Source organism: Mycoplasmopsis primatum ATCC 25948 (genome assembly GCF_000702785.1).
GTDB lineage: Bacteria > Bacillota_I > Bacilli_A > Mycoplasmatales > Metamycoplasmataceae > Mycoplasmopsis > Mycoplasmopsis primatum.
The window spans coordinates 1-15,185 of record NZ_JNJV01000024.1; the positions used below are offsets into that span (position 1 = coordinate 1).

Here is a 15,185-nt window from a genome sequence, read left to right on the forward strand (position 1 = left end):
AAAAACAAGAGCCTAATGTGCTCTTATTTTTATAAAAAAATTGCCATTATAACAAGCAATTTTAAAGATGATTTTTTAATCAAATGGTCCCCAAGACAGGACTTGAACCTGCACGGATCTCTCCAGTGGATTTTGAGTCCACAGCGTCTACCATTCCACCACTTGGGGAAATGCTATAATATAATATCATATTCTAATTTTTAGCCTTAGCATATTTTTTTAATATTACAAATTTAAGAAATAAGATTAGGCTATTTAAAATAATGAATTGAGCAATGATAAGACCAGTAATAATAGGTATTCTTACTATTATTAGGTCAATATCAGTTCTATAATAATTTCTATAAAATAATCTTAATAATAAAACCATTAATCAAGGATAAAAAGCACATATCGAAAGTATCACGCTAATAGTTAAAACAATAATATTAGAAAATCATGAACTAGTTAATTTTTGAGCATCATATCAACTTTTTTCTTTAAGAGAAAAAAAGAAATATATCTTAATTAAAAAAGTTGCTAAAAGAAAAACAGTTAAAAATGAAAAACTAATTGTTTCTGATTGTGTGATATGCATAATACCTCTTTTTTAAAAAAGCTGGCAAACATAGCACTTCTCAATATGGCTGCTCCATTTCTGTCCTGACCAGTTTATAAGGTTACTATTCCACCAGCGGACAAATTATAACAAAACAACTAAATTCTAAGAAAAAAGCATTCTGAAAAAATACAACTATGAAAATTTTCCATATTCTTATTTTTTAGTAAAATAATTATATGAAAAATTTTTCTTATAAAGATATTGCTAGACTAGCTAATGTATCTATTAGCACAGTCAGCCGATTTTATAATGGTGGTTATGTTTCAAAATCAACAAAAGTTAAAATCCAAGAAATTATTTCAAAACACAATTATTACCCAAATCATGGAGCAAGATTAATTAGAGGTAATGACAATTCAGTATTTATAATTTTGCCTGAAACAGCCCCAAATTATTATTCATCAGTAATCTTAGGGATTAATCACCAAGCAAAAGTTATCAATGCGAGAGCATTAGTTATTTATGCTAGTTCCAATGTTGAAAAATATATAGAAACAATTAAATATGTTCTATCATGGAAGCCTTGGTCGGTAATTTTCTTTTTACCAAACCACAATCAAGAACCTATTCTAAATTACATAGTTGAAAATGTTAACAAATGCGCTTCACTTGTTTATCCTACCAATGATAAACGTGTTAATCATATAACTATTGATTACACAAAGGCTTTTTACAACTTAACTGAAAAGTTTGCTGCTTTTGCAGAAAAAAATGAAAAAATAGCTTTTGTTGTAGATACTAAGCTATCTGAAGTTGAGAGACAGGAAAGATATTTAGGTTATGAAAAATACTGTCGTGAATATGGAATGGCTCCATTAAGAATAGATGTAGATAATAGAAGTGAGTCAGCTACTGTAAATTTTATAAACTTTATTTATCAAAACAATATAGTTAATTTAATCAGTTCAACACATGAAACATTTATTACATTAGTTTCTTCAAAAGATAAAAATCTAAGATTAACAGATATAGGTTATTCATCGATTTACGATTGAAAAAATAATTACAGATGCAAGATTTTTATTGACTATCATTTATTAGGATGCCAAATGGTTAGAATTCTATCTGATTCAATAAACAATAATATGGCGCGTATAAATCGTAAGTTTGAAGCTGTTTCAATAATTAAAAAGAAAACACTTGTGAATGAGTAGGATATGCTGAAAGATTAAAAATAAAAAATAGTTATTTGGTGATAACTATTTTTTATATAAGTGAGAGAATTCTTGAAATTATTTTATTGCAGGCTGATATTTTTAAAAAAATGGTATGTAAATTATGAGTACCATTTTTTCTTATAAGTCTATAAAAAAATAATATTGGTTGATTTCAACTTCCCAAACACAGAAACTTTTGTTTCGTTTATTTTTTATATCGCATACCTATGTACTTTATCCTTTATTTTTTCAGATCTCTAAATATCTAAAACAACATAAAGTAATTAATTTATTGAGAAGCCGTATTTTAATTGATGTTTTATTGCCAAAACTTACTAACAATTCCTAATTTGGCAAAATTTTAATAAACTCCAAAGGGATATTGTTTTGACGACATATTTTTTTGATTAAATCACTATATTCTACTGATATTTCTAAACCAATACATTTTCTCTTATTAATAGATGCAGAAATAATTGAGGTACCAGAGCCAGCAAAAGGCTCTAAAATTAAAGAATCATTATCAGTTGTGAATAAATCTGAGACAAAATTAGGTATATTTATCGGAAATGGAGCAGTATGCCCTAACATATTCTCTTTTTTATTATTAATTTTAATCACCGGCGCAAACTCAATTATGTTTTTATCTCAATTTTCATATTTGCCTTCATTGATATTCTTAATTAAAATTTGACTGCCAGGTTTTTTAAATAAAAACATATGTTCATACACATTCATCGGTTTTTGGTAATATGGTGTAAATTTTCCATCATTTTTCTGTCTGTTGCTTTGAGGTTCTCCTTTATCCCAAATGATATTTTCAATTAGCTCAAAACCTGCCATTTTAAATATATATATCGTGTAAGCTCCGAGTAAAATCCTCTTATTTCCCATTGTGGATGTCACAATTGTGTTTTCATTGCCACATATATCACCAATATTGTAAAGATAAATTCCGCCCTTTTTCATAGTTCTATATGTTTCTTTAATAATTTTGAACATATCCATTAAATACAAATATAGATCAGGTCATTTAGAATACTCACGCGCATTATAATATGGAGGAGAGGTTACAGCACTGGTAAATAAATTTTCCGGCAATTTAGATAATATTTCTTGTGAATTTCCATTAATTAATACAGATTTTTTGTTATTCATTATAGTTTGAACTAAATTTTCATCTATCTTGTTGTTAGTTTTCAAAGTCTCATTTAAACTAAATCTTCTAACATATTCTCCATTATTAAAATAATTGGTAAAAGTGTTATTTTCTAGGGTAATTACTTTTTGTTTACTTAAAGGAATATTAAAAATATTACGATTATAAAGTTGTTTATTAGCAATATCGGTATTAATAAACAGAACATCATCATTTGAAAATGAAAAATATCTAATAAGCATTTCATATATTTCATTATTATTTTTTTTGTCTACGATATCTCTACGTCATCCATATATAAAATCTTTATTAATAACATCTATATTATCTTCGAATCCAAATTGCATGAAGTTTGATTTAAAAGAATATCTTTTACCCCTATTTGATTTACTCCTAGAAGGGCATGATTCATTTTTGCATTCCCAACTTTTTAAACCAACCTCGGAATATGAGTTTCCACTAATTTTCAAACTAGCACAATTCGGACATGGAATTTTTCGATTATCGTTACGATATTTATTAAAAATTAATAGAATTTCATTATTATTCTCGATAAAATTGATTTCATAATTTTGCTCATATTTACCATTTTTAATAACGACACAATCAGCGAATGTATAACCATACCAAACCTTATCAAAATCTAAAATTATTTGATCTAATGGTACACATGAATTAATATTATTTTTTAAATTACTAAATGATATTTTGCCTAAAAAGAAATCTTTAAAAAGCGTCTCGGTTGTAGAATTTATAGTTTTATTAAAATATTTGTAGCGATTGATTGCTAATTTGCTTCCGTCATAAAATTTCCCTTTTTCAATTGCTGGAATAAAATGTTCTGAATAAATACCAATATAACTATATAAGTATCACTTTAAATTAATACCATTTTTATTAAAAATATTAGATATTTTTATTGAGAGTGTTCTGTGGTTTTCGAGCAAACGATATGACTGCTGAATAATATTTAAAACAACAGAATAAAATTTAATCTCTGTTTCACACATATCGAATAATGATTGATCGATTGAAATATAAATTAATCCAAAGCGCTCAGTACTAAAATCAGTAAAAATACTATTTTTAAAAAAAGATTTATTCATAATGGGCTCTAATTGATTATTGTCTGATTTAGATATTAAATCTTCTTTTAATATCGACATATAAAAATCATAAAATTTTCTTCTAACAAAAAACGATTTTTCTTTTTTTTCACTTTGACAGAATGTTTTAATTTTTTCAAACAGCGAAACCGAAACTTCTTTTTTAAGCGCTTCTTTATTCGAGAGAAATAATTCATTCAGGCTAAGCAAATCAGTGTTTAATAAAACAACAAGTTTAGAATAAATTCCCTGAATATAATCACGCATTTTGGTTTCGTCTTTTTTGTTAGATGCGTCATTTCAATTTTTAACAAATGCATCTATTGCTTGTTTTGTATAATTTGTTTTGTAAATTATTAAATTTATTTCGTCTTCTGATAATCCGTTATTTTTTAAAAGAAGGCTTAATTCATTATAAGCGCCTTCATCACCATAATCAAGGTATTGTTTTATTTGGTTTTTTTCCTTACGCCCTATTTTAAGCCCTTTTTGCATGATTGAATTAGCAATAACCTTGACATCGCGTGAATTTAAACAATATTTATCAACTAAAACACAGTTAATATTTTTTTCTATTTCATTATAGTTAATCTCTGTTGAATCTTTTTTAGGATCCACATTAATTTTGTTTAGGACACTATCAAGGCTTTCTGGAAGTATATTTATATTAATAATATAATTTTTAATAGCTTCAATTATTCTCATTTTCATCTTCCTTAAACTCTACAATGTCATTTATATCGCATTTTAATGTAGAACATATTTTATCTAGCACATTTGTATTAACATTTTCGCTTTTAACAAGTTTATTGATAGTAGATTGGCTAAGGCCAGTCATAATATGAAGCATATTTTTATTTAAATTTCTATCAATCAACATTTTTCACAATTTTTTGTAACAAAGCATTTATATCGTCCTTTTTGATTATTATAGCATAAAAAAATAATGAGAACTCATAATAAAACTACATGATATCGTTATTTTAATTTTTCTTTTCTGCGTTTATTAATTTGTTCTTCATGTTCAAAATATTCAACAAGAGAAAAATTTTGTTGCATCATATTTGATAGATGCTTAGACCAAAAAACATTACATGGTCTCGTTGCGGATAATATACATTTTTTAATTCTGTCTCAGTAAAACTTATCAAGATTAACTGCTTCATCATGAGTAAAATCAAGGCATTTCGGATTTTCTTTCTCCTTAATTCCGAAATTTTCAATATCAATTTGCTCAACTTGAATCGGATCAAAAAGCTTTCCTGGTTCAAGCCTGAGAGATGGATGGTTTTTACAATATTTTAATAAATTACCTTTATATGAATCGTTGTCGTAAAATGATTCTGATAAAACAGTTTCAATATCACTAAGCAAATTGTTATATTTTTTTAATTGTTCATCATCCTTCAAAGCATTTTTGTCAACACTCATCAATGCAAAATATGAAATCACTAAATCAACATCTAGGCAAACATCATCAGATGCATACTCGCAAGCAGGATTAAATAATAATTCAACTTTTCCTTTGTGTGTTTCGATAGTATCTTGTTGACCACCTTTAATAGAAACAAACAAAAAACCTGACCAATTTGAGTTCCCTCTTCCGCCTTTTTCTATTCTCTTAATAGCATAATTTTGATAATTATATTTATTCAAAATTATTGTTTCTCCTTTGTATGTGACTTTTGTGTTACTAATCAACTTTTTAAAATTATCTCTTTGTACTTTTGATGATGAACTACCCGATTCAGATCTTATTGAAATCATAGATGATACATTTTCATTGGAGCCAAGTCTTGCCCTAAGTTCACAAAATATAGGATTTGCTTGATTATTTTTATCAAAAAAATCTTCATTGACAAATTCAACAACAACACCATTAGAAAACGTATTTAATTGATCTAATGTTAAATTATTATTTTTCACAGATTTTCATGGCAAAAGAATTCTATTGCTTCTATGAGTTCTTTTTTGAAATAACTCCGTAGGAATATCATATTGAGCTGTTTTTCCACAAATATTAGAAAGTTTGGTTCTTATATCATCTCCAAATTGAGATAAAAAATTAAATGCTCTCAATCGAATTTGATTTTTTGTATTCTTAGTCATAATATATAACCTTCTTTCACTATTTTTTACCTTGATTACACATAAATTTGACGAGCGCATTTTTTGAAAAGTGATTATCCTTACAGATATCTATCTTTAACACTTTTGATATATCTTTCATTGTCTCGTTTTTTAATTTCTTCACGTTTATCAGCTTTATTCATGCCTTGCACTAGCGCAATTTCAATTTTAATTTTAGACTTATCATTAAAATAAATTTTGGTAGGTTTAATAGTAGCATTGCCTAATTTTTCCATTTTTGCCTTTAAACGAATGATTTCTCGTTTGTGCATCAATAATTTTCTATCGCGTGTTTCATCGACTTTTAAAAGCATATATTGGGCAAAGTTTGCATTGCACAAAAATAACTCTCCTCTTTTAAAGAAAACATAAGAGTTAGTTAAATTGACTTTTGATGCTCTGGCGCTTTTAACTTCCCAGCCCATTAAAGAGATACCTGCTTCATATTTATCAATTATTTTATAGCCGTGCATTCCTTTTCGATTATCACTGATAATTTTCATATTGTTATATTATATTTATTTTAAAAAAGGAGCATAAAAAAACTTGCTTTGAATAATGCAAGTTTAATAATTATTTTAAGGTTTCAATAATTTTTTTAAGTTCCTCATATGGTTTATAGCCGTTGTGCATAGCAATTTGTTTTCCATCTTTATAAATAAATCAGGTTGGAATTGACCGAACTTGGAATTCACTAGCTAAATCATTGTTTTCATCGATATTTATTCTATAAACATTTATTTGATCTTTATTGGTTATTTCAAGCAAAGAGTCCTTAAACATTCTACATGGGCCACATCATAATGCATGAAAAACAAGGAGATATAAACCTTTGTCTTTGCCTTCAATTGTTTCTTTATATTCTTTTGCGCTAATTTCTTTAAACATAATTTCCTTTCACAATTTATCTAATTACTAGATAATGTTATTTTAAAGCAAAAAGTTAATTTTTAGTCAAAAAAAATGCATTTTTTACACTTTTTGCATTTTTTTAATTTTTCAAAGATTTAAAGATTATTCATGACTTACACAATTAGATATCAATATTTTGAACAAATTTAGCATTTTTTTCAATAAATTCTCTACGAGGTAAAACATCATCTCCCATTAAGGTTGTAAATGCTCAATCAGCCTTAGCGGCGTCATCAATCTGTACTTGGTACATTCTACGGTGTTCTGGATCCATTGTGGTTTCTCATAATTGTTCGGGGTCCATTTCACCAAGACCTTTGTAACGTTGAATTGTTATTTTAGTATTTGGATTTAAAGTAGACATAATTTGTTCTTTTTGAGCATCTGTATAAGCATAATCTAAAAACTTATTTTGTTGAATTTTGTATAGTGGTGGTTGTGCTATGTATACAAAACCATATTCAATTAAAGGTTTAAAGTATCTGTAAAAGAATGTTAATAATAATGTTCTGATGTGGGCGCCATCGACATCAGCATCAGTCATAATTACAATTTTGTGATATCTAAGTTTATTAATATTAAATGATTCATTTAAGCCAGTGCCAAGGGCGGTAATTAGTGAAATAATTTCAGCGTTTGATAAAACTCTTTCAGGAGCAGCTTTTTCAGCATTAATAACTTTACCACGCAGGGGCAAGATGGCTTGTGTGTTTCTATCACGACCCATTTTAGCAGAACCACCAGCTGAATTACCTTCGACAATAAAAAGTTCACAAATTTCTGCGTTTTTGCTTGTGCAATTAGCTAGTTTTCCAGGTAAGTTTGCTACACCATCAACTGTAGCATTAGCTTGAACTGCTTTAGCAGCAGCCTCAGCAGCTAAACGAGATTTTTTAGATTGTAGACATTTGTTAACTATTTCACGCGCATCAATAGGATTTTCATCGAAATATCTTTCTAAAACCGGTGCTAATGTTTCACGGACAGCAGTACGAGCATCTTTATTATTTAATTTACCTTTGGTTTGCCCCTCAAAAATAGGGTTAGGGTGTTTTACAGAAACAATAGCAACTAAACCTTTTGAAACATCTTCTTTGTTCAATTTATCAGTATCACTTTTTATCATTCCATTTTTGAGGCCATAATTATTGATAATTCTTACAAGGGCGTCATAGAAACCTTGATCATGGGTTCCACCTTCGATTGTTACAATATTGTTTGTATATGTTGTAATTCTTGGCTGAAAACTTGCTGTGTATTGTAGGGCAACATCAACTGCTATTTTAGATCCGCTTTTATCAGCATCATAAGAATCTTCAACATTTATAACTTTTTCATGAATGAGTCTTTGACCTTCATTTAGTTCATTAATATAATCAACTAAACCACCTTCATAGAAGAATTCTTCTGTTGTGTTTGTGAATTCATCAGTAACAATTAAACGAGTGCCTTTTGTAAGATAAGCAATTCTTTTAGCGTGATCCATTATAGCTTCTGCTGAAAATGGATGTTTTTCTAAAATGCTAAAATCAGGGATAAATTTAATTCTTGTACCTGTTTCATTCACATCTACATCGCCAATAATATGTAAAGGTTCAACAGTTTTACCCCCATTATTAAAACGAGCATAATGAATATGACCTTCTCTTTTTACTCAAATTTGAAAATCTGTACTTAGTGCATTAACAACAGAAGCACCAACACCATGTAAACCACCAGATACTTTGTAAGCGTTTGAGTCAAATTTACCACCAGCGTGTAAAACAGTTAAAACAGTTTCAACTGTTGATAATCCAGTTTGTGGGTGTTTAGCAACTGGAATACCACGTCCGTTGTCTTCAACTTCAATGTATCCATCTTTGCAAATTGTAATTTTAATTAAGTTAGCAAAGCCAGCCATACATTCATCGACTGAGTTATCAACGATTTCTCAAACTAAATGGTGTAAACCTTTATCAGTAATTGTACCAATATACATTCCTGGTCTAACTCTAACAGCTTCAAGACCTTCTAAAACCCTAATATTTGATGCATCATAATCACCTTCATGATGAATTTTATTATCGATTTTTTTATTATCTTCCATAAGTTACCTCATTATTGCTCACATTAAATATTTAAATAATATATAATATAAATATTATTGAATTATATCAAAAAAATAATATTTGGCTGGTGCTGATTCATCGTTAAAAAGAAGAAAACGAATACTGAATTGATTTTTTGAATATTGCTGTAAAACAATGAAATTAATCAATTTTAACCACTAATCTTTTAATTTGTTAAAATATTATAGCATCTTGCCGTGTTTTTTTTATTTTTGTAATCAAAACGGAAGGAGTAATTAGCAATGACAGACAAAAATAATAACAATCTGATTAATGAAGAACTATCAGAAGAAAATAAAAAAAATAATGATGAAATCAAAGTCGAAGATGTACTACAAGATAAACACAAAGATGAGCCCATTGAAACTTTCCAATATGATGAATTAGGAGATATTCTTACTGATAAAGATAGAAACAAAATAAGAATTGTTGACAAAAAAAACACACAATATAGATATACAAAAATGTCAAATTTTGTATTGCAATTGTCAAGATTTTATGCGCTAATGCCATTATGAAAATTAGGTTTAATTACAGCAATTTTGTCAATACTTTATGGTGTTGCCGGAATTTTCTTGGTTAAAAACCCTGGAATTTATAACTTTGGTTTAGCTGCTTTTGGTCAAGCGGTTTCTAAAATCACTGTTACGGCTTTAAGACATAATCCTAATATAACAAAATTAGCTTTCAACATAATAGAACACTCATTATTCTGAGTTTTATATTTAGTTTTAAGTATTCCTTTATTTATTTTCAGTTGAAAAAAACTAGGAAAAGTTTATACGTTATTAACATTAGAATTTTTAGTTTTAAGTAGCCTTGTTTCAGTGGCCTTGGGTCAAATACCAGCATTGAACGATTTTACAATTTTTGGTAATTTTGACCATCCTGAAATCAGCGAGAACGTAAAACGTGCTCTTGAAAATCATGATCATTGAAACGCTGAAAATACTAATAATTTAATTAAGTTGCTTCCACTACAATGAAATGATGGTGGAAACACAATAGTGCAAATAATTTTTGCAATTATTTATGGAATTATGTTAGCTTATTTCTTTGCTATTATAGCTATTTTAGGTGGCTCAGCAGGAGTAACTGGTATTATTGGCGAATATATGTCTGTGTATAAACAAAAAAACTTTGGAACAATAAATGGCTATATTAATATTGTAATTATTTTATTTAGTGTGCTTATTGGTACTTATATTCCAGGCAGTATGATTGCTGGCGACTTTGCAAAAGTAAGTCAATATCTTGATGGAACAGATAATGATATTGCCGCAAAAATAGGGAAATTAGCTTGACAAGCAGACTTTTACTTTTCACCAAATTTCGCGTCGACATATGTATGTAATTTTATCTTTGTTATCTACTTAAATAATTTGTTCCCAAGATTTAAGATTGTTCAATTTAAGGTGTATTCACACAACATGGATGCTATTAGAAAAGCCATTGTCAGTGATTCACGAACCATTAATAGTTTTACCGTACAAAATGGTGTTGGGGGTTATTCAGGAAATAAATTAGAAATTTTATCATCGATAACTCTATATAGACAAATTCCTCGGCTTATCAAAAAAGTTAGATCTATTGATACAGAAGCATTAATAACCATCAGCAATGTTGCTTCTGTGGATGGAAGACTTTATATACCAGAACAAAAATTTTAATTTAAAATCAAGGCAGTCCTTGATTTTTTTATTAAATAATGTAAATCAAAATTAATGGGTTTGTTTGAAAATTACTTTTCTATTATAATATTTACTATTATGGAAAAAACAATGTTTAAATCTCTATCAGAAATCAAACAAAGTTATATTGATTTAGTGAATAAATTAGATGACCAAAATGTTATCAATAATATCAAAGAATATTCTAAAATTAGCAAAGAAATTGCTAAATCAAAAGATATTGTTGATACATTTATAAAGTATGAAAATTTATTAAATGATATTGAAACAGCTAAAACTATGCTTGAGTCTAAAAATATTGAAGAAGTTGAATTTGCAAAAATCATTATTGATGAAAATAGTGATAAATTATTGGAATTAGAAAACAAATTAAAGATTTTAATTCTCCCCCAAGATGAGAATGACGACAAAAATGTAATTGTTGAAATCAGAGGTGCAGCTGGTGGCGATGAAGCAAATATTTTTGCTGGTGATTTATTTAGGATGTATAGTAAATTTGCTGAGGAGCTGGACTTCAAATTTAAAATTTTATCAACAAGTGCTGCTAATTCTGGTGGATTTAGCCAAGTTGTTTTTTCAATTAAAGGCGATAAAGCTTATTCAAAGTTCAAATTTGAATCAGGTGTTCATAGAGTTCAACGTGTTCCAGTTACTGAATCACAAGGAAGAATTCATACTTCAACTGCTACTGTTACTGTTATGCCCGAAATTGATGATTCTATTGAAATTGAAATCAAGCCATCTGATTTAAAAATTGATGTTTATAGATCAAGTGGTGCTGGTGGGCAATCAGTTAATACAACAGATTCAGCTGTTAGAATTACTCACTTACCAACTAATATTATCGTTACATCACAAGATGAAAGAAGTCAGATAGCAAATAGAGAAACAGCGCTAACTATTTTAAAGTCAAAACTTTATGATTTAGAATTACAAAAGAAGCAAGATGAAGAATCAGGATATAGAAAACTTGCAGGTCATGGTGATAGAAGTGAAAAAATTAGAACGTATAATTATCCACAGGATAGAGTGACCGATCATAGAATTGGTTTTTCAACGAGCCTAAAACCAATTATGGAAGGCAAATTAACACCCATAGTTGATGCTTTATTAGCAGAAGAACAAAATCAAAAAATTAAGGAAAGTGGTTTTTAATGCCCACAAAAGCTGATCTTTTATTAGAAAAGAAGAGATATGGTTTAAAACAAGTTATAACTGATGATGAATTAAAAAAACTCGAATCAGGTTGACCGGTTCAACTAATCATGGGTTATGTTGAGTACGCAAATGTTAGAATAAATTTGAATCATAAAGTCTTAATTCCTCGTTATGAAACTGAGGAATTAATTTATATTTTTTTAAAACAATATGCTAAGCCTAATATGAAGGTTTTAGACTTATGTTGTGGTTCTGGTTTTATAGGTATAGCGCTTAAAAAAAATATGCCCTCACTTGATGTGACAATGAGCGACGTTGATGATAATGCTATTAAGCAATCTAATGAAAATATTATGTTAAATTTTCCTAATCATAATGATATCAAGATTATCAAAAGCGACTGTTTTAATGAGATAAAAGGAAAATTTGATGTAATTATTTCTAACCCACCTTATGTGGCTTTTGATGATAAAGATGTTCAAAAAGATATAAGCAATTTTGAGCCTTTTAATGCAATTTTTGCGCCTGATAATGGTTGATATTTTTATAATAAAATTATAGAAGAAGCACCTAATTTTTTAAATAAAAATGGTTTATTAATTTTTGAAATAAATCCTAATCATATGAATAAATGGTCTAGTATTAAAAATGTAGTAATTAAAAAAGATATGGCCGGCAAAGAAAGATTTGCTTTTATTAAATTTGTTTAATTAATTTCATTTATAATGTGATTTATGAATAATAAAGAAAAAATATTAAAAGAAATTATTGATAAAATTCAAAGCCTTACAAAAATTAAGGTTACCCTTGATTCTTCATTTAAAGATTTAAAAATAGATTCACTTTCACTTGCTGAACTTATTTTTGATTTAGAAGATAAATATAATGTTTTAGTTCCTGATGAAGATTTAAAAAATATTAAGGTTGTTGGTGATATCGAAACTATTTTTAATAAGCTCTTAAAATAAATAAGCAGATGGTTCTTAGTAACAACTTGCATTTTGGTATTAGCCTGATAATAATATAATTATTGAGGTTCATTTTAATACCAAAAATATTACTGTAAAGGAAGCCATGAGTATTTGTAAGAAATGTAATAATGACAATTCAGAAGAATCAAAATTTTGCTCGCAATGCGGAATAAATTTAAGTAGCGAAAGTACATCAGCTGAACAACCTCAACAAGAAGTTAATTTAAATGAATCTAATTATATTGCTATTGTTGGGTTAGTATTAGCATTTTTTATTCCAATTTTAGGGCTTATTTTTAGTTGTATTGGTTTAAGCATATCTAAACAAACAAAAGGTGGTGCTGGCGGCGGACAAGCGACCGCAGGTATTTTTATATCTATTCTTATGATAATTATCACCTTTTTCTTAATTATTGCTATTCGTTCAGCAGCAAAATAGATAAATTATCCGATTTTTAAATAATTAAGTATAATAAGTTTCACTTATTTGTAGGAGTGTAGTTCAACGGTAGAACAACGGGCTTCAACCCCGTGTGTTATGGGTTCGAATCCTGTCACTCCTGCCATTTTTTTAATCCCTTTTATAGAGCGAACTATTCATTTTATTTATTTTTTTTATCATAATTTTGAACCAATAGTTTCAGTATTTCTTGGATATCATATTTATGTTTAGCTGAACATATTCCAAATATTCTGAACATATTTAAGAGACAGTCTTTATTAGTCTTGTCTATGACAAATGTAGTGTAGCTAAAATTTAGATTTTTAGCTGTTTTGCCTATCATTTCTTCACCGTCGGTTAACGATTTTATAGGTATAGAAAAATACAACATAGGTTGGACACCTGATGCATATTGTTGTTTTTCGATTGAAACCTCAATATATGAATAATCATTATTTCCGCTATATATAAAAGTAGGCAAATTTATATCTTGTTGGCAAAATGAAATATTGCCATCAGCTACATAGTTTTTAACTTTATTTATTTGAATTTGAAATTCATTTTCTAACGAAGTTTTCGATTGGTTAAAATCTGTTATTAATTTTTCTATCTCGCTTATAGTTATCAAATTAGCATCAAACATAGCGAATAAAAATTCAGATAATTCATATGGGTGTTTCTTGACCCCTTTTAAATTAATAAATGTGAAATTAGAAAGGGTTTAGCTTCGGGATTTTTATTATAGTCATGTACTGGTATATCATATCCTATTTGTCACTCCACATAGCTATCATGAGAATATGCGGTTTTATCAGTTGAAAAACCTATTCCAAAATCATTTATCGATTTTCTATTTTTTCATCTAAATTTTCCCTTATTTTTTACAGGTATTTTAACGATTAATTTATCTTGCTCTATATAAAACAACCTATTTTTTCCATAACAATTTGTTCCTTATAATCTATTTTCAAATAAATACATTTTGTTTAATTCTTTTTGTAAACAATTGCTTTGAATTTCAGAACCATATATATTTTCTATTGTTTTGCGTGAATAATATTTTCTAACTAGAAGATTATTATTAAATGCATAAAAAGCAGCAGTATTTTTAAATTCAGATGTGATATTTTCGGGGTATAAAGGAGATAAATTGCCATACAAATATTCATTATTACTAGGTTTAAAGTTATTTTTAAAATACAATAATCAACCATATTGATATATATTGTCAGAAGACACCGATACACCATTAGTGGTATTTCCTTCAATAAAAGAAGCATTTCTCATTAGTGCATTAATATCTCTTATAGTATAAAATTGTAAGCCATTATTAGAACCCTTTTTAGGATATTTATTAACTTCTTGATCTATTGTTTTAATATCTAATAATCTGAATTTCAATTTTGAATTCAAAATTTTAAAATTGAAATTTTCAATATATTCACCTGAGTTTCCAAGTTAGCATCAAAAAATGCTAACTTTTTTAATCTTTTATATATTTCATATATAAACAAAAAAATTTTTACTTTTTTCTTACTTTCTTTACAATCTTTGATATAATTGTTTTGATATGATAGAAAAAGCACAAAAATTGATTTTGATAAAAGCAAATTTAAAAGATAATGATTATTATCTTTCAGCAGGTATTTCATTAGGCTATGGAAAAGGAGTAAAAAAATTAGCTGGCTTGGGAAAATTAAGCGAGCTAAATCAAATAAATCCTAATGCACAGGCAATAATTAAGGCAAAG

General features: G+C 27.8%; 15 protein-coding genes, 2 tRNA genes, 1 other RNA gene and 1 pseudogene. 8 read left to right on the forward strand and 11 right to left on the reverse strand.

From position 1 onward, the window contains the following. Positions 1-84: 84 nt before the first annotated feature. The 3 genes from T386_RS0103010 to ffs form a co-directional block, all read right to left on the reverse strand. Positions 85-168: transfer RNA gene (locus T386_RS0103010), tRNA-Leu, on the reverse strand. Between the two features lie 25 nt (positions 169-193). Beyond that, a complete protein-coding gene (locus T386_RS0103015) occupies positions 194-577 on the reverse strand; it encodes a hypothetical protein (protein WP_029513672.1) in 384 nt (127 codons plus the stop codon). 14 nt (positions 578-591) lie between these two features. Then, positions 592-678: signal recognition particle sRNA small type (gene ffs, locus T386_RS04505), an RNA gene on the reverse strand. A gap of 99 nt (positions 679-777) precedes the next feature. Between ffs and T386_RS0103020 the strand changes: the two genes are divergently transcribed. Beyond that, positions 778-1,755 (forward strand): LacI family DNA-binding transcriptional regulator, encoded by a 978-nt coding sequence (locus T386_RS0103020; protein WP_029513673.1) that lies wholly within the window; start codon positions 778-780, stop codon positions 1,753-1,755. A gap of 348 nt (positions 1,756-2,103) precedes the next feature. Here T386_RS0103020 and T386_RS04460 read toward each other — a convergent pair whose 3' ends face one another. The 6 genes from T386_RS04460 to T386_RS0103050 form a co-directional block, all read right to left on the reverse strand. Then, complete coding sequence (locus T386_RS04460; RefSeq protein ID WP_029513674.1) at positions 2,104-4,728, reverse strand: DNA-methyltransferase; 2,625 nt, start codon at positions 4,726-4,728, stop codon at positions 2,104-2,106. Further along, positions 4,706-4,930, reverse strand: coding sequence for a helix-turn-helix domain-containing protein (locus T386_RS0103030; RefSeq protein ID WP_029513675.1), 225 nt, complete (start codon positions 4,928-4,930; stop codon positions 4,706-4,708). The genes T386_RS04460 and T386_RS0103030 overlap by 23 nt, the downstream gene beginning before the upstream one ends. A gap of 71 nt (positions 4,931-5,001) precedes the next feature. Next, positions 5,002-6,132 carry a hypothetical protein gene (locus T386_RS0103035; protein ID WP_051622792.1) on the reverse strand — a complete coding sequence of 377 codons (1,131 nt, stop codon included), beginning with the start codon at positions 6,130-6,132 and terminating at the stop codon, positions 5,002-5,004. An 80-nt stretch (positions 6,133-6,212) separates the two neighbouring features. Next, positions 6,213-6,656 carry an SsrA-binding protein gene (gene smpB / locus T386_RS0103040; RefSeq protein WP_029513677.1) on the reverse strand — a complete coding sequence of 148 codons (444 nt, stop codon included), beginning with the start codon at positions 6,654-6,656 and terminating at the stop codon, positions 6,213-6,215. 70 nt (positions 6,657-6,726) lie between these two features. After that, positions 6,727-7,041 (reverse strand): thioredoxin family protein, encoded by a 315-nt coding sequence (locus T386_RS0103045; protein WP_029513678.1) that lies wholly within the window; start codon positions 7,039-7,041, stop codon positions 6,727-6,729. Positions 7,042-7,186: 145 nt separating this feature from the next. Continuing rightward, complete coding sequence (locus T386_RS0103050; protein WP_029513679.1) at positions 7,187-9,151, reverse strand: DNA topoisomerase subunit B; 1,965 nt, start codon at positions 9,149-9,151, stop codon at positions 7,187-7,189. Between the two features lie 264 nt (positions 9,152-9,415). Between T386_RS0103050 and T386_RS0103055 the strand changes: the two genes are divergently transcribed. The 6 genes from T386_RS0103055 to T386_RS0103080 all read left to right on the forward strand — a co-directional run bounded on the left by T386_RS0103055 (position 9,416) and on the right by T386_RS0103080 (position 13,559). Continuing rightward, positions 9,416-10,843, forward strand: coding sequence for a DUF2179 domain-containing protein (locus T386_RS0103055; RefSeq protein WP_029513680.1), 1,428 nt, complete (start codon positions 9,416-9,418; stop codon positions 10,841-10,843). 99 nt (positions 10,844-10,942) lie between these two features. Then, positions 10,943-12,019, forward strand: coding sequence for a peptide chain release factor 1 (prfA, locus tag T386_RS0103060; protein WP_029513681.1), 1,077 nt, complete (start codon positions 10,943-10,945; stop codon positions 12,017-12,019). Beyond that, on the forward strand, positions 12,019-12,732 hold the full coding sequence (gene prmC, locus T386_RS0103065; protein WP_029513682.1) for a peptide chain release factor N(5)-glutamine methyltransferase: 714 nt from the start codon (positions 12,019-12,021) through the stop codon (positions 12,730-12,732). Before prfA ends, prmC begins: the two co-directional genes overlap by 1 nt. 24 nt (positions 12,733-12,756) lie before the next feature. Beyond that, the gene (locus tag T386_RS0103070; RefSeq protein ID WP_036460009.1) at positions 12,757-12,990 is read left to right on the forward strand and encodes an acyl carrier protein; all 234 of its coding nucleotides are present in this window, start codon (positions 12,757-12,759) and stop codon (positions 12,988-12,990) included. Positions 12,991-13,096: 106 nt separating this feature from the next. Further along, the gene (locus tag T386_RS0103075) at positions 13,097-13,432 is read left to right on the forward strand and encodes a SoxR reducing system RseC family protein (protein WP_051622793.1); all 336 of its coding nucleotides are present in this window, start codon (positions 13,097-13,099) and stop codon (positions 13,430-13,432) included. Positions 13,433-13,484: 52 nt separating this feature from the next. Continuing rightward, positions 13,485-13,559: transfer RNA gene (locus T386_RS0103080), tRNA-Trp, on the forward strand. 36 nt (positions 13,560-13,595) lie between these two features. Here the strand turns inward: T386_RS0103080 and T386_RS0103085 are convergent. Beyond that, positions 13,596-14,078 (reverse strand): R.Pab1 family restriction endonuclease, encoded by a 483-nt coding sequence (locus T386_RS0103085; RefSeq protein WP_029513685.1) that lies wholly within the window; start codon positions 14,076-14,078, stop codon positions 13,596-13,598. A 311-nt stretch (positions 14,079-14,389) separates the two neighbouring features. Then, positions 14,390-14,836: a hypothetical protein gene (locus tag T386_RS0103095; RefSeq protein WP_156935937.1), complete on the reverse strand. Its 447-nt coding sequence runs from the start codon at positions 14,834-14,836 to the stop codon at positions 14,390-14,392. A gap of 169 nt (positions 14,837-15,005) precedes the next feature. On the opposite strand from T386_RS0103095, the pseudogene T386_RS0103105 reads away from it, so the two are divergent. After that, positions 15,006-15,185 (forward strand): annotated as a pseudogene (locus tag T386_RS0103105) (hypothetical protein); the annotation flags it as partial.